At 62.6% G+C, this 15,179-nt stretch carries 17 protein-coding genes; 9 read left to right on the top strand and 8 right to left on the bottom strand.

Annotation, left to right across the window (positions count from 1 at the left end; genetic code table 11):
• Positions 1 to 231 (bottom strand): BON domain-containing protein, encoded by a 231-nt coding sequence (locus B4393_RS13570; RefSeq protein ID WP_109558291.1) that lies wholly within the window; start codon positions 229 to 231, stop codon positions 1 to 3.
• 504 nt (positions 232 to 735) lie between these two features.
• On the opposite strand from B4393_RS13570, the gene B4393_RS13565 reads away from it, so the two are divergent.
• Positions 736 to 1,764, top strand: a complete 1,029-nt coding sequence (locus tag B4393_RS13565) for a hydroxyacid dehydrogenase (protein WP_078334587.1) — start codon at positions 736 to 738, stop codon at positions 1,762 to 1,764.
• An 83-nt stretch (positions 1,765 to 1,847) separates the two neighbouring features.
• On the opposite strand, the gene B4393_RS13560 is transcribed toward B4393_RS13565, so the two are convergent.
• Entirely contained in the window at positions 1,848 to 2,300 is a 453-nt protein-coding gene (locus tag B4393_RS13560) for a pyridoxamine 5'-phosphate oxidase family protein (protein WP_078334586.1), read from the bottom strand.
• 886 nt (positions 2,301 to 3,186) lie between these two features.
• On the opposite strand from B4393_RS13560, the gene B4393_RS13550 reads away from it, so the two are divergent.
• On the top strand, positions 3,187 to 3,528 hold the full coding sequence (locus B4393_RS13550) for a hypothetical protein (protein WP_157901276.1): 342 nt from the start codon (positions 3,187 to 3,189) through the stop codon (positions 3,526 to 3,528).
• On the opposite strand, the gene B4393_RS13545 is transcribed toward B4393_RS13550, so the two are convergent.
• Entirely contained in the window at positions 3,474 to 3,650 is a 177-nt protein-coding gene (locus B4393_RS13545) for a multicopper oxidase domain-containing protein (RefSeq protein ID WP_269087567.1), read from the bottom strand. The genes B4393_RS13550 and B4393_RS13545 overlap by 55 nt on opposite strands.
• Before the next feature lie 196 nt (positions 3,651 to 3,846).
• On the opposite strand from B4393_RS13545, the gene B4393_RS13540 reads away from it, so the two are divergent.
• Positions 3,847 to 4,518 carry a BON domain-containing protein gene (locus B4393_RS13540; protein ID WP_078334583.1) on the top strand — a complete coding sequence of 224 codons (672 nt, stop codon included), beginning with the start codon at positions 3,847 to 3,849 and terminating at the stop codon, positions 4,516 to 4,518.
• A 1,097-nt stretch (positions 4,519 to 5,615) separates the two neighbouring features.
• Here B4393_RS13540 and pgsA read toward each other — a convergent pair.
• Complete coding sequence (pgsA, locus tag B4393_RS13530) at positions 5,616 to 6,215, bottom strand: CDP-diacylglycerol--glycerol-3-phosphate 3-phosphatidyltransferase (RefSeq protein WP_109558292.1); 600 nt, start codon at positions 6,213 to 6,215, stop codon at positions 5,616 to 5,618.
• Positions 6,216 to 6,257: 42 nt separating this feature from the next.
• Here pgsA and B4393_RS13525 point away from each other — a divergent pair, with 42 nt between their 5' ends.
• The gene (locus B4393_RS13525) at positions 6,258 to 6,803 is read left to right on the top strand and encodes an amino-acid N-acetyltransferase (protein WP_109558293.1); all 546 of its coding nucleotides are present in this window, start codon (positions 6,258 to 6,260) and stop codon (positions 6,801 to 6,803) included.
• Between the two features lie 41 nt (positions 6,804 to 6,844).
• Positions 6,845 to 7,501: a carboxymuconolactone decarboxylase family protein gene (locus B4393_RS13520; RefSeq protein WP_078278338.1), complete on the top strand. Its 657-nt coding sequence runs from the start codon at positions 6,845 to 6,847 to the stop codon at positions 7,499 to 7,501.
• Here B4393_RS13520 and B4393_RS13515 read toward each other — a convergent pair.
• Positions 7,498 to 9,996: an FtsK/SpoIIIE family DNA translocase gene (locus tag B4393_RS13515; RefSeq protein ID WP_078334581.1), complete on the bottom strand. Its 2,499-nt coding sequence runs from the start codon at positions 9,994 to 9,996 to the stop codon at positions 7,498 to 7,500. The genes B4393_RS13520 and B4393_RS13515 overlap by 4 nt on opposite strands.
• 127 nt (positions 9,997 to 10,123) lie before the next feature.
• Positions 10,124 to 10,666, bottom strand: a complete 543-nt coding sequence (locus B4393_RS13510; RefSeq protein ID WP_070940140.1) for a hypothetical protein — start codon at positions 10,664 to 10,666, stop codon at positions 10,124 to 10,126.
• A gap of 147 nt (positions 10,667 to 10,813) precedes the next feature.
• On the opposite strand from B4393_RS13510, the gene B4393_RS13505 reads away from it, so the two are divergent.
• A complete protein-coding gene (locus tag B4393_RS13505; RefSeq protein ID WP_078334580.1) occupies positions 10,814 to 12,178 on the top strand; it encodes an oxygenase MpaB family protein in 1,365 nt (454 codons plus the stop codon).
• Here B4393_RS13505 and B4393_RS13500 read toward each other — a convergent pair.
• Positions 12,175 to 12,678 carry a hypothetical protein gene (locus tag B4393_RS13500; protein ID WP_078278138.1) on the bottom strand — a complete coding sequence of 168 codons (504 nt, stop codon included), beginning with the start codon at positions 12,676 to 12,678 and terminating at the stop codon, positions 12,175 to 12,177. The two genes, B4393_RS13505 and B4393_RS13500, sit on opposite strands and share 4 nt — an antisense overlap.
• Before the next feature lie 168 nt (positions 12,679 to 12,846).
• Between B4393_RS13500 and B4393_RS13495 the strand changes: the two genes are divergently transcribed.
• Entirely contained in the window at positions 12,847 to 13,413 is a 567-nt protein-coding gene (locus tag B4393_RS13495; protein ID WP_078334579.1) for a TetR/AcrR family transcriptional regulator, read from the top strand.
• On the opposite strand, the gene B4393_RS13490 is transcribed toward B4393_RS13495, so the two are convergent.
• Positions 13,373 to 13,954 carry a hypothetical protein gene (locus B4393_RS13490; RefSeq protein WP_078334578.1) on the bottom strand — a complete coding sequence of 194 codons (582 nt, stop codon included), beginning with the start codon at positions 13,952 to 13,954 and terminating at the stop codon, positions 13,373 to 13,375. The genes B4393_RS13495 and B4393_RS13490 overlap by 41 nt on opposite strands.
• 91 nt (positions 13,955 to 14,045) lie before the next feature.
• Here B4393_RS13490 and B4393_RS13485 point away from each other — a divergent pair, with 91 nt between their 5' ends.
• Both B4393_RS13485 and B4393_RS13480 read left to right on the top strand, forming a co-directional pair.
• Entirely contained in the window at positions 14,046 to 14,357 is a 312-nt protein-coding gene (locus tag B4393_RS13485) for a putative quinol monooxygenase (RefSeq protein WP_078334577.1), read from the top strand.
• A gap of 1 nt (position 14,358) precedes the next feature.
• Entirely contained in the window at positions 14,359 to 15,177 is an 819-nt protein-coding gene (locus B4393_RS13480; protein WP_078334576.1) for a mycofactocin-coupled SDR family oxidoreductase, read from the top strand.
• Positions 15,178 to 15,179 lie beyond the last annotated feature (2 nt).

Genomic DNA, 15,179 nt, shown 5'->3' with positions numbered 1-15,179 from the left:
TTAACAACTTATGACCTTGACGATGGCCGTCACCCCCCGCACTCGCATTGCCGCCCGCTTAGCGGCCAACAGCTCCGAGTACGCCCTGACCTCCCCGGACAAGGTGACCGCTCCGCCATTGACTGCCACACCGATATGTGCGGCATCCACGTCCGGTGCCCAATCCAGTTCTTCCTGCACCCCAGCCTGAACTTCTATATCGCTGCCGGCCACATTTGCGGTAGTAGTCATTGTTAATCTCTTTCCATTGGTTGGGTGGTGTGCCGAACGGCACACGATGTATTCCATGCTGGCTCCTGACGTGATCGGCCTCTAGAGCCATTCGGCTCCCTCCCGCGGACCTGCGACGCCCCGTAAAACTCTGGATACCGGGCCAGGATCATCGATCAACCAAGAGCCAACCCGCGCCACTGCCGACAGCTGAGCTAAGTGTGGTCTGTTCGGATGGACCCGAACACTAGCGAGGGACCGAAGACTCTACCGACCCAGCAGCTGGTGGGTGAAGATTGGATTGTCTGGTCAGGTTCCAGCAGCGAGGTGATCGGTGATCTGCCCTGAAATCCATTCCACAACAACATTTTTAGTGCTGGGTGAGCGGGAGCTTTTACCTATACCGACGGTGGTACGGCTCGCGATAAAGCTGACATACGAGTCAGTCAAGAAGCGAACTCGGGTATTCGAGGTTCGATTCGGACTCTGCACCGCAACCCCAGACCGTCTGGAAGCCCCTAGGCGATGAAAGTCATTGTCTTCGAAGCCGAGTCATATGAAGAACCTATCTTCAGCCCCTTAAGGCGTACACATGAACTTAGGCTGATTAGCGAGCCGTTGCGGGCAATCAATGCTGCTGAATATGCCGACGCGGAGATAATCTCAACGTTCCTGTACTCCGAACTCAGCCGCAGCGTGCTAGAGAAGTTGCCGGCGGTCAAACTGATCGCCACCCGATCCACCGGCTTTGATCACATTGATACCGCCTACTGCACGCAACGCGCGATTACCGTCAGCAACGTGCCCAGTTACGGTGCCAACACAGTCGCCGAGCACGTGTTCGCACTGCTCCTTGCGATCAGTCACCGCCTGCTTGAAGCTGTCGAACGGGCACGAACCGGCCCTTACACGCCAAAGGGCCTGCAGGGCTTTGATCTTGAGGGCAAGGTACTCGGCGTTGTGGGCACCGGCAGCATCGGGCGCAACGTCATCCGAATCGGCCGTGGGTTCGGCATGACCATAATTGCCTGCGACCTGAAACCTGACCACGAGCTGGCGCGAAAACTGGGATTTCGTTACGAGCCACTACCCGAGTTATTAGCCGCAGCGGACGTAGTAACGTTGCACGTGCCAGCTACACCGGCAACGCGTAACCTGCTCTCCGATAACGAGTTTGCCCGTATGAAAACCGGTGTTGTACTAATCAACACCGCGCGCGGCACTCTGATCAACGTGCGGGCGCTCATCACGGCCTTGCGAGCCGGAAAGGTGGCCGCCGCCGGCCTCGACGTGCTGCCCGATGAGCCCGTGATCCGTGAAGAAGCGGAGCTGATCTGCGCCCGCTTCGACGACCAAGTCCACCTCATCAACGTGGTGGCCGATCATGTACTGCTGCGAATGCCCAACGTGGTAGTAACCCCACATAGCGCCTTCAACACCCGCGAAGCGGTGCAGCGCATCGCCGAGACAACAATGTCCAACATCACCGCCTTCACCGAAGGCCGACCACAAAACACTGCCATCGGCAACGGCGTTAATCCGAATCGTCCCTAGGGCTTACCGCCCCTCCGACGCAGAGCAGGCGCACTGCCATCCAAGAGTCGATGTATAGGCCTAGCTTCCCTTTTCGGGGTGGGTTATGGCTTTTGAGTGATGCGGAAGCCGGTGATGATGTTGGGTTTGATTGCGAGGACAGTGTCGGTGCCGTGATTGATCCATGGGAGCAGTGACTGTTTGTAGTGTGAGGTCTGATCGGGGTTGGTGAGGGTGTTTGCCTGCCCGGTGATGACAACGGTCCAGCCCGTTTCGGTTAGAGGATCGAAGTTGTCGGCTTCGTAGGTGACCACTACGGCGTTGGCGGGTTGCGCGGCGATGGAAGCTGGAAAGGTTAGCCGGGTACGGAGGATGATCAGGCCGTGCTCTACGACATGGTTAAGTGGCCGGATCGCGGGAAGTGCGTTGAATGTGAACACGATCCGTCCGTACCCGACACTGGCGAGCAGTTGCATGGCTTGCCTGCTGCCCAGCTGTTCGGCGCCTGCGGGAAGCTGACCGATATCCAAACCGCCGTCGAAGCGCCGATAGTCCATACATCAACTATTTCCACTGGCGTGGGCGATCGCCGAGGGCCATAGTGCCTGCACTGGCCAGTAATAGGGAGGTGCGCCCAACCCAGCCCGGATAATGACGGCTGGCCGTCGGAACTTGAGAACACTAGAGGTGGGCGGCAGCGCCAGCTCGAGAAACTCTGTATTCAGCTGCGATTTCGGGGGCTGGCTGATCGTCAGCAAGCGGTTATGCGGCGCGGGGCAAATCATAGCGGTGGACGTGTGGCCTGCTCAAATGCTGGACGACGCCTTGCTGCGGGTGCCCAGCCGATCACGATCAGGTACAGCCCGACCAACGCAACAGCAACTGAGCTGACTTGCCACCACCCCGCGGTATGTGCCAGCTTGTGTCCCCATCCCAGGGGTTTCGGGCATGGCCATCAGTGCCAGGCCTTTGATCGCGGTAAACCATCCCAGCAGAGAGACCGTGATCGCCGCGGCTCCCCGCCAATAGGGGTGAAGGATGATGACGATCAAACCCATGAGCAGGACAAATGCGCCGATGACCCATGGCCACATAGTGCTCGCGTCAAGCTACCTCCATCTGATGTGATGCCACCGCAGAAGCGGTGACATCGGTGCTTGGTATGACGGGGAACCCAAAACCCCTGGCGCTAGTCGACTCTCCGAACACAGCCCTGCGATAGGGACTGGCTCCCCGCACGGGATAGTCAACGGCGCCCAACCCTGCCCGCTACAATCCCCCAAAAAACATGCCCTCATCCGCAGGAAAGCGTGGACACACGCCGGTGACTTCTGCCTTCTTCACAACAAACCGAGCAGTCAGTCATCAAATGACCCGATGATCGGAGCCGTAGGTCACTACCGGATCCACAACGGACACGCAAGGCTCCACAGCATGATCAAGATGGAACGCCGACGAACGCTCGAAATCGGGCTGTATCTCGCAGCGGTAACCATCCTCTCGGGTATCGCAGCAGCGAGTAGCTGGCTGTGGCTGCTTGTCGCTGCGGTCGCAACTGACGGTTGCCGCGGCGACGTTTGCACACCCGAAGGCCATCATTGGGCAACAGCGTTCCCGATGATCGCATTGATCGCTGCTGTCACGATCTCGCTTATATCGGCGGTCGCGGTCACCGTGGTCAAGCTACCCACTGCGTGGGTTTGGATCGGCATACCGCTTGCGATCGCTACCTACTTCCTGACACCTCTCCTTGCGAACTGGGGCCACTCAGCAGGCATTTGGTGACGAAATAGCCCGTGTGCGACATTCACCGGCAGGGTTTGGCCGTGCCAGTGCAGCTGTTTGGGGGTGCCGGTCTCGTTGTGCATGTCGATGGTGACCGTTTTGCCTTCGGTGAACCGCTGCAGCGGGCCCAGCGTGGGGTTGCTAGGGTCCGCGCTCCCCGGCGGGCAGTCTTGAAGATCGACTCAGTGAGCACCAAACCCAAACCAACTTCGTGTCCCAGAAGGTGTGGACCAATGACACTAGGGACTGTCCTCACCAGCGGGCAGCATCGCACAAAGAGCTTGTGCTGTTAGTTCCGACAATCAGGGAGAAGAAGGCATGACTACTGCAAACCCCACCCGGAACGACTCACGAATCCAGGACCTGGTCCGCGACGAACTGGAATGGGCTTCCGACGTGGACGCCGCCCATGTCGGGGTCGCTGTCAACGACGGGACCGTCACGCTGGCTGGGGAGGTCTGCAATTATTCGCACCTCCTCGCCGCTAAGCGCGCCGCATTGCGGGTACGTGGTGTGACCGCGATCGTCGATGATCTGCGTGTGCACCCGCCTACCTCGATAGTGGTCACCGAGACCGATATCGCCAAGGAAATCGACCGTGCTCTCAGAGGGGCCACGAACATCCCCGACACGGTCAAGGCCGAAGTGAACGGCTCCCACGTGACCTTGAGCGGACACGTGAAGTGGGACTTTCAGCGCCGCGCCGCCGAACATGCGGTCGAACACCTCCGAGGCGTGCACTCGGTACGCAACACCATCGCCCTGGCCCCGCGCGTCGCGGCCGCCGACACGGCAGCACATATCAAGCACGCCATCATCCGCAATGCCCAGCTCGACGCCAAGACCATCGATGTCGCCGTATCCGGCAACAAAGTCACCCTCACGGGCACCGTGCGGTCCTGGGCAGAAAAACGACAAGCAGAAACCGCGGCGTGGTCATCCCCGCACGTCACTCAAGTCGAAAACCATATCACCGTCCTCGCACTCTAAATGAGAAGAAGCAATGGTCACGGTCAGCGAATCTCGATTGCGTTCAGCCGAGGTTGTTTCTGCAGTCACCGAGTTGTCGCGACAATTCCCCGAGTGCAGCAAGGACGAAATCAGCCGTGTGGCTCAGCAGGTCTACGAACGAATCGCGGAGAAGGCGACCGTAACGAACCTACTTGTACCACTAACCATCAATCGGACGCGGGAGATACTCACCAAGAGCCGAACGCTCCACCCTGGCTTGAGAAGCGAAGCTATCGTAATATGCCATCATTCCAAACACGCTGGGGTTCAGGCATGATCGCGGCCTTGGTGGCCGTAGCGCTGCTCTGGTGGGGCTGCCTGATCATGGTTCGTGACGCACACACAGTCTTGGGTAAACCAGTCTTGGGTAGACGCCGCGTGATTCGTCGCCTACCGACCCCATCACCTCAATATGATCCCACAGACTGGCCAGCAAGTTATGACTCGTGGACGGCACTGGACGAAAAGCAGCTAATACGGCTACTCACGGAATCTGCACCGGACGACCCGTCAGACAGCAAGCGCTGAAGCGCATATCGCCAATATTCTGTGAACAAGAATCGCTAGACAGTACGACAGCGAATTATCGGAGTTTCTTAGCTTAGTTATTTAGGATTGTGACAACTTAATGAGAATATCCCGGTAACAGGTTCCTGAGAAGACCCAGGTCGCCATTCACAGCTCGGATGAGAACCTGCCGTCAGGTCGGCGACCGGAATCACTCGTTGGGCCGATTGGGCATTTCGAGACGTGCTGCGGCCCTGGCCAACGATCTCATCGACAAGACGTTCCCGTGCCCGGTTAGTCAACCCGTAGCCCAACGACCACCGACTCCACCCGGCATGTCTCACCGATGATCAGGTCGTAGAGCCTGTCCAGAAAGCCCTGATCGATACCGTGTTGCTCGCCGTACCGGGCGGCGCGTTCCTTGACCGCACGGAACTACTCATGCGGCGTGCGGTGACCTGGCTGGTCCACACACGCCTCACCCGGGCGCTACTCACGTCGTTGACCCGAGGAAGCAAGACGGCTCGCCTCAAGGATCAGGACATCCGCGGCGGGTATCTAGCCTCTGGTCATGCGGTTTTCGGCCGCGGACGCAGCGCCTGTACCAGATAGTCGGCGCCGGTGAGGACGGTGAGCACGACGGCGAGTCCCATGAGCACCACGGCACCGGTATGCCAGTACCCCGTCAACGGCAGCAGGTAGCCGGCGATCGCCAACGACTGCACCATGGTCTTGAGTTTGCCACCCCGATTCGCGGGGATCACGCCGCTGCGGAGCACCGAGAGGCGCAGCACGGTGATACCGATCTCACGCACCAGGATGACCGCGGTGACCCACCACGGCAGATCTCCGAGCACGCTCAGGCCCACCAGCGCCGCGCCGATGAGGGCCTTGTCGGCGATCGGGTCGGCGAGCTGGCCGAACGGGGTCACCAGGCTGTAGCGGCGAGCCAGCACGCCGTCGTATCGGTCAGTGGCGATGGCCAGCGCGAATACTCCGAAAGCGGCAATGCGCCAGGAAGATTGGTGCCCACCCTCGGTGAACAGGACGACGATGAACACCGGCACCAGCAGGATGCGCAGCACCGTCAGGACGTTGGCGATGTTCAGCACCGGCACCGGCGCAGCCGAGGCCGCGGAATCGGGCTGGGTTTCCGGTGGCATCGGCACGTCAAACACCCTATCTGTTCTGGAGCTGGCTACTGTTCACGCATGAGCGCTGAAGGCACATCCGGCATCTCAGGGAATTCGGGGCACGCCGCCCCCGCGGTGACTGTTCGTCGTGCCCGTACCTCCGATGTCCCCGCCATCAAGGCACTCGTCGATGTCTACGCCGGGCGCATTCTGCTGGAGAAGAACCTTGTGACGCTGTACGAGGCGGTCCAGGAATTCTGGGTAGCCGTTCTCGATGGCGAGATCGTCGGCTGTGGCGCCTTGCACGTGCTGTGGTCAGACCTCGGCGAGGTGCGCACCATCGCGGTGCATCCCCGTCTCAAGGGTTCCGGCGTCGGACACGCGCTGGTCAGCCGCCTGCTGGAGGTGGCCAGGGAGCTGGAGCTCAAGAGGGTTTTCGTGCTGACCTTCGAGGTCGACTTCTTCGCGAAGCACGGTTTCGGTGAAATCGACGGCACACCGGTGACAGCCGAGGTCTACGAGGAAATGTGCCGGTCCTACGACACCGGTGTGGCCGAGTTCCTCGACCTGAGCTACGTGAAGCCGAACACCTTGGGCAATACCCGGATGCTCGTACATCTCTAATCGCGGTCTGCTCAGTGCGGCGATCGTCCATGATCGAGGGCATGCCACGACTGCGCCAAGTTTCCCGTGCCGAAACCGACGATCGACTTGTCCATCGCATGTACGACCAGATCTTCGGCGATCGCGACCCCGTCACCGATCCGGGAACGACCACGGGCACGCCGGGTGACTGGTGGACGGTTTTCGCACTCGTACCCGATGCGCTGAAGCACTCGGTTCAGGGTTTCGCGTTCTACCGCAGCCCTGATCGCAAGCTCGACCCGGTGCTGCGTGAACTCGCGCAGACCAGGGCGGGTTGGGCGCGGCGCAGCCAGTTCGTCTTCTCCCAGCACTGCAAGTCGTGCCGCATCGTCGGCATAACCGAGGACATGATCGCCGCGATCCCGTCGTGGAGCACTGCTGATTGCTTCAGCCCAGTGCAGCGCGCAGTGCTGGCGTACACCGACTGCCTGGTGCTCGATGGCGGCCGCGTACCCGACGGGGTGTTCGCCGCGCTCAAGGCCGGCCTCTCCGATGAGGAGATCCTCGAGCTGACCTACATCACGGCGATGTACGAAATGCATGCGGTGATGAGCACCGCGCTGCGTCTGGAATGGGACAACCGCGACGAGCCGATCGTGGAGATCGCCGCGCCCGAGGGATTCACATCCTTCGACGTGGGCGACGCCATCGCCTTGCGGCGCGACGAGAACGCCTAGAAGTCCTCGGGGACTCCGCCGTCGTCTCCGTCCTCATCGTCGGATCCCCCGCCGCCGCGGATGGACGCCATCACGCTGCCGAGGTCCTCGGGCTTGACCATCACCTCGCGGGCCTTGGATCCCTCACTGGGGCCGACGATTCCGCGTGTCTCCATCAGGTCCATGAGGCGGCCCGCCTTGGCGAAACCGACCCGTAGCTTGCGCTGCAGCATGGAGGTCGAGCCGAACTGGCTCGACACCACGAGCTCGACGGCCTGAAGGAAGGCGTCCATATCGTCACCGATATCGGGATCGACATCGTCCTTGCCGGGGCCCCCACCGACCTTGGCGTTGGTGACGCCCTCGGTGTAGTCGGGCTCGGCCTGTTCCTTGGCGGCGTTGACGACGGCCGAGATCTCCTCGTCGGTGATGAACGCACCCTGCATACGGATGGGCCGCCCTGCCCCCATGGGCAGGAACAATCCGTCGCCCATACCGATGAGCTTCTCGGCACCGGGCTGGTCCAGGATGACGCGACTGTCGGTCAGCGATGAGGTCGCAAAGGCAAGGCGCGAGGGCACATTCGTCTTGATGAGGCCGGTGACGACGTCCACCGACGGGCGCTGGGTGGCCAGCACCAGGTGGATACCCGCGGCGCGGGCCTTCTGCGTGATGCGCACGATGGCGTCCTCGACATCGCGGGGCGCCGTCATCATCAGGTCGGCGAGTTCGTCGACGACCGCGAGAATGAACGGGTACGGCCGGTACTCACGCTGGCTGCCCAACGGTGTGGTGATCTCGCCGGAACGCACCTTCGCGTTGAAGTCGTTGATGTGCCGAACGCGGCTCGCCTGCATGTCCTGGTAGCGCTGTTCCATCTCCTCGACCAGCCACGCCAGTGCCGCCGCCGCCTTCTTGGGCGAGGTGATGATCGGCGTGATCAGGTGCGGAATGCCTTCGTAGGGTGTCAGTTCCACCATCTTCGGGTCGATCAGGATCATCCTGACCTCCTCCGGGGTGGCCCGTGCCAGCAGCGAGACCAGCATCGAGTTGACGAAGCTCGACTTGCCCGAACCGGTGGAGCCCGCGACCAGCAGGTGGGGCATCTTGGCCAAGTTCGCGGAGATGAAGTCGCCTTCGATGTCCTTGCCGAGCCCGATCACCAGCGGATGATGATCACGGCGTGTTTCCGGCGCGGTCAGCACATCGGCCAGACGCACCATCTCCCGGTCGGTATTGGGCACCTCGATGCCGACCGCCGACTTACCGGGGATCGGGGCGAGTAGCCGCACGCTGTCGGTGGCCACCGCATAGGCGATATTGCGTTGCAGCGCGGTGATCTTCTCCACCTTGACGCCGGGGCCCAGTTCGACCTCGTAGCGGGTGACAGTGGGACCCCGGTTGAATCCGGTGACCGCGGCATCGACCTTGAACTGCTCGAGCACCCCGGTGATCGCGGCGATCATCTCGTCGTTCGCCGCACTGCTCTCCTTCGGCGGATCTCCCGCGATGAGCAGATCCAGCGACGGCAGGGTGTACGGACCTTCGATTACCCGGTCAACAACGGGCATCTGCGGTTTCGGCTTGGGCTTCTTGGTCGGCTTGACCACCGACGCGGGTTTGGGCGCGGGCGGGGCAGGTGGTTCGGGCGCCGCGGCGGCCTCGTCCTCAAGCGGGTAGTTGTCCATCGGGGTCGCGCCGCGCGTGAATTCGCGCGTCGCCTCGTAGTCGGCCCCGGGCTCGACGCCCTCATGCTCCTCGTAGTCCTCGTCGTCCCACTCCTCGTCCCATTCGTCATAGTCTCTGGGCGAGAACATGTTCCGAAGGGTCTCGGGGATGTCGCGAATCGTGGTGCCCGTCAACAGCAGCACCCCGAAGACGATCGCCATCACGAGCAATGGCGCGGCGATCCATGGGGTGAGCCCCTGCGCAAGCGGTCCGCCGATGACGAATCCGACGAATCCCCCTGCGGCCGAGCGACCCTCGGAAGAATCCGGGGAGCCCGCGAACAGGTGCCACAGGCCCAGGATCGGCAGCGCGACCATCGCGAAGCCCAGCAGCAGGCGCGGACGCTCCTCCGGGTTCGGCTCGGTACGCATCAGGAACACCGCGATGACCAGCGCGATGATCGGAACCAGGGCGACGCCGGAACCGACGACCACACGGAAGGCGTTGTCGATCCAGCCGCCGACCGGCTTGGCGGCATGGAACCATGAACTCGCGCCCACCACGAACGCCACGCCCAGCAACGCCAGGGCGATACCGTCGCGCCGATGGCCATGCTCGATGTCGTGGGCACGGCCCACCGATCGGAACAACGACCCGACGCCATGGGCGCACGCATGCCACCCCGCACGCGCCCCGCGCCCCAGCGCCACCAGCGGTGACGTCCAGTGCTGGTTACGACGCTGCGGACGGCGGCGCGGAGCCGGACGACGGGTCGGCGCGGTGTTGCGCGGCCGAGGGCCCGACTTGGTGCTCCGGCCGCGTGAACGGCTGACAGTCTTACTCGCCATATGCGACAGCCTAGTCGCAACAGTCACATCTGCACCATCTGCAACACCGACAAAACCGCTAGTAAGCAAATGTTTTGTCACCTACGCGAGGCCGCTCCGAGACGGTCTCGTGACCTGAGAATCGCAGCTAGCGCTCCGGGCGCGGCTTGGTCTCGCCCAGCCAGGACTGATTCGCCGCGATATAGAACTGGTCGCCATTGAAACTGCTGGCCGAATGACCGCGGAAGCAGTACACACCCTCGTCCTTGGTGACAGCACATTTGACGGCGCGGTAGTTGAAGTAGTTACCGGGCGTGAGCACCGGCGGGCGTGTCGCGGGAGTAAACAGCCTCTCGCCGGTCGCGTCGAAATGCGCGCGCCAATCCCCCGGAAACCACGCCACCTGATTGGTGCCGGCCGGCGCGCCAGGGAACGAACCGTTGCAGCCGAAACTCCCGTCGATCCAGATCGCACAGGTCAACCCGCGCGGCGTCGAGAACCAGGCGCCGTCGGTGTCATCACGCAGGAACTGCTCGAAGTCGGCCTGCCTGAACTTGGTGGTGTTGTTGACGTCCGGATAAGGGTTGGGGTCCCCCGAGATATCCGGGTCCGCCAGCGCGGATGCCAGCGATCCCGCGGTAAGTCCCAGCGTCAGCGCGATGATGCCCGCCCACCGAGTCAGCAGCCGCATTCGAACCCCTCCCGATATTCGTGGTTACCGAGTCAGCAAAATAGCGAGGCCGATTCTATTGGCGCTGCGGCCTCCGCGGAGGGAAATCAGCCAGACACTTGACAATGACTGTTGCCAACATGCCTCGATACTGGCTAGCCTTGCCCCATGAGTGGCAACGACGCCCTATCGACTGTCGACACACATCCCAACGACTACTACTGGCGGGCGGGCATGGATCTACGCCCCGCACCGGCCCGGTTGCGATTCGATGCGATGTGGACCCAGTCCCGCCGGGACATCCTGCAGCCGTGGATGGACTTCCACGAGATCCCCCGGGAGACGCCACGCACCCGACTGCTTGCCGATCACTTGTGGCAGGGCGACGAGCTGATGGACGCGGTCGTGGACCGCATCCGCACGATGCCCGCCCGTCAGGGCCGCGCGATGCTCAACCAGGCCCTCGACCATGGCATCGACGCGATCGAGAAACCGCCGGCGGAGTTTGTCGCATTGTTCGAGCAGCTCGACAACCCGCCCGCATGGTACGACCCCGAACTCTGGGAGCGCGGACGCCAATTGTGGAACAACTCCTCATTGGCCGCCAAGTTCGGCATGGGCTTCGGAGACACCTTCGGCACCTTTGTGGGCGACGAGGTCGCCTATGCCACCGGCGCGACCGGAAGGTTCGTCAACGACACCCTGCGCCGCAATCTGGAAACCACCGCGTGGTTCCGCAAGATGACCTATCGCGGTGCCCTGGAACGTTTCTCACAGCCATTCAAGGACACGGTCCGGGTACGTCTGATGCATGCACAAGTACGCGCCGGACTTCGACGGTCCTGGGGCGACGAACAATTCGCCCACCACGGGAACCCGATCTCCAATTCGATGATGATGGGCGCCGCGATGACGTTCGGCCTCATTCCGCCGCTGATCGATCACCAGCATGGACGTACCCGCACCGACGCGGATCTCCAAGCCGCCGTGATGTATTGGGCGTACATCGCCTACGTCTTCGGCGTGGCCGAAGAACTCATACCGAAATCGGTGTCCGAGGGCATGGAGACGATGGACTACATGGTCGCCTACGCCGGCGGCCCCTCCGAATGGACCGATGTCATGATGGGCGCGGCGTTCGGCTTCGTGGACAAGGGTTTTACCGGTTTGCTTGGGCGCGCGATTTTCACCCCGGTACTCGGCGTCGCCGCGTACTACGGCGGCGAAGACCTGGTGCGTGCGCTCGTACGCGCCACTCCCCTGCACGACGCCCGGCTGCAGCCGTGGACGGCCCTCACCGGAATGGCCGTGCACGCCAACGTTCAGCTGCGACGGCTCACCGACAAGCTGCCGGGCGCGCAACGCCGGGCGCAACAACGCAATGGCGAGCTGTTGTGGTGGTCGGCGACGGTGATCAATCAGGCGCTGGCCAAGCTGGGCGGGATGCACGACACGTCGTACACCCACCACGACACGACGGCGGCGACACCGGCGGGGTGCCCGGTGCCGCACGCCCCACGTGTCAGTGCCTAGCCCTGAGCTCCCAGCCAGGTCTTGCCGGACGACACCATGAACTGGTTCGAGTAGCTCGCGTAGTTGCCGCCACCAGTGCAGTACACGTTGTTGTCCGGTGTCGTGGCGCAACGGGTGCTGCCGAGTTCGATGTAGTTGTTGGCCGGCAGCACGCGTTGTGCCTGCCCCGACGAGAACCGCGGCTGCGCGGTGTTGTCGAAGTGCGCCGCCGAATCTCCCCTGAACCACCCGATCTGATTGGTACCGCCGGGAGCGCCAGGAATGACACCGGTACATCCGAAGCTGCTGTCCTCCCAGATCCCACAATCCAGCCCGAACGGGGTGGAGAACCACAGACCGGGCTTGTCAGCGATGCGGAACCCCTCGAAGTCGAGCTTGGCATATTTGCTGGTGTCCGGGTACGGATTCTTCGGCGTGTCCGCCGCAGCGGGCAAAGCCACCCCCACCGACATCGCCAAACCGGCCACCGCACCAAACATCGCAAACAATTTACGCGACATGACTTGCCTCTCCCCAGTTTCCCAATGACGCCGCATGACGTCCGTCATACGCGGTCTTACCTCGAAAATAATACACACATCGGTTCGCCGCAGCCTCTCAGCAGGGGCTCGCAGCTATCTTTTAGGAATTCCGGCCCATGACTCCGTAGGTTCATCTATGGTGGTGTGATGACCGAGAAGGTCTCCCGCGATGATTTCTTCACTGCCGCCTTCGAACTACTGGCTGTCGGCGGCAAGTCCGCGCTGACCACGACGGCCGTCTGCCGTCGGATCGGCGTGACAACCGGCTCGCTCTATCACCATTTCGGCAGCGGAGCCCAGTTCTACAAGGCCGTCATCGACTATTGGGAAAACGATGTGACCACCGCGCAACGCCGGCGCGTAGACGCGGTGGCAGACCCGCAGGAGCGGCTCGCGGCGCTGGAACAGGCTGCGCGCGAGGCTGATCATGACGTAGAGAAGGCGATCCGCGCCTGGGCCGCGGCCGACCGTTACGTCGCTGCGGCGCAACACCGTGTCGACCAGGTGCGGCAGCAGCACCTCACGAAGCACTACATCGAGGCCGGGTTCGACTCGGCCCGGGCCGACACTCTGGCAGGCATCGGTTTCAGCATCCTGGTCGGTGCCCAGCAGATCGGCACCCGCGTGGACCACAAACGGCTCAACGCCGCGCTCGACGAGTACTCCCTGTGGATCAACTCGGCGGTTCCGCCGGCGGTGACCAGTTCCCGCTGACCTTGGTGTACCGCGACATCAATGCCAGGGCCTGATCGGGAACGAGCTGGCGCGAAAACGCCTCACGCGTCCCCGGCCGGGCCGCGAACAAGATTCCCACGGCATTGTCGTTCACCACCACGTTCTTGATCTCGGCATAGTCGCGCAGGACCATCAGCCGTGTTGTCAGAAAAGATTGCCCGAGTGGGGCATTCGTCGTCGGACGCAATGTCCAGAAGGTGAAGTCCGACGCCCCGAACTCGGCGCGCTGCACCGTCCCGGCTGGTATCGCCTGCATGGAAAGACGCATGCGGGAGCGAATTCTCGACGCGACCAGGGCCGCCGCGGCTACGACGACAACCAGGATGACAACCCCCGCGGGAACCGCGACGAACACGAAGAAGAACGCCACATACACGACCGCCAGGGCCAGCAGAATCCAGACACCTCGCGACCGCGCGACCGTCCGGAGCGCACCCTTGGTCAGTTGTGCGCGGACGTCCTCGGTAAGAACAACCTCCGTCCGGATCGGCAATCCACCGGCCAGCCCCTGATCGGTCATGTCCCTCCCTTGATGTCCCACACAGCCTATCGACGCGGCTCCGTTTCGGTACGGTGGAAATCGATCCACCCCCAACGACGAGAGGTGTTCCATGCCCACTGTGGTCGCGTTCCTGTATCCCCAGCCCGACAAGCGTGACGAGGTCCGTGCCGCGCTCCTGGAAACGATCCCCCAGGTTCACGACGAGCCCGGCTGCAGCCTCTACAGCCTGCACGAGGCACAGGATCGATTCGTCTTCGTGGAGTCCTGGGCCAGCGGCGAGACACTCGCCGAGCACGCCAAGGCGCCCGCCGTCACCGCCATGTTCGCCAAGGTGGGCCCGCTGCTGAGCCAGCCGCCGGAAATTGTTGTCGCCGAACCTATCCCGGCAGGCGATCCGGCCAAGGGCGACTTGGTGCACTGAGATGGGAAAGCTGGACGGCAAGGTCGCCTTCATCACCGGCGCCGCGCGTGGTCAGGGCCGTGCCCATGCGATCAAACTGGCCTCCGAGGGAGCCGGCATCATCGCTGTCGACATCTGTGCGCAGATCCCGTCGGTGGAGTACCCGATGGCCAATACCGAGGATCTGAATCTCACGGTCAAAGAGGTTGACGCGTTAGGGCGTGCCATCTCCGCACACGAAACCGACGTGCGGGACCGTGACGCGTTGCAGGCGGCGTTCGATGCCGGAGTCGAGGCCCTCGGGCCCGTCGACATCGTGGTCGCGAACGCCGGAATAGCCACCCTCACCCCCGAGTGCGGCCAGGACGGCTGGCGAGATGTGCTCGATGTCAACCTGACCGGGGTGTATCACACGATCGAGGTGGCGCGGCCATCCATGGTGGAACGCGGGGCCGGGGGTTCCATCGTGCTCACCAGCTCGGTGGCAGGGCTGACCGGCATGGTCATGGACAACCCGGGAGGGCTCGCCTACACCGCGGCCAAACACGGACTGGTAGGCCTGATGCGCAGCTACGCCAATATGCTTGCACCACACAATATTCGGGTCAACACCATCCACCCGTCGGGCGTAGCGACGCCGATGCTGATCAATCCGGTCACGGAGAAGCTGTTCGCCGAAGGAGGGCCGGATGGCATGTCCGACACGGGAAATGCCTTGCCCGTGACTCTGATGGAGCCCGAGGACATGGCCAACGCCGTGGCCTGGCTGGTCTCCGAGGACGCCCGGTACGTCACCGGCGTCGCGCTTCCCGTCGATGCCGGATTCACCAACAGGCGGTAGCC

It is taken from the genome of Mycobacteroides franklinii, from assembly GCF_002013895.1.
Classification (GTDB): Bacteria; Actinomycetota; Actinomycetes; order Mycobacteriales; family Mycobacteriaceae; genus Mycobacterium; species Mycobacterium franklinii.
Note: the sequence above shows the minus strand (reverse complement) of the source record. Positions and strands in the feature narration are given on the sequence as shown.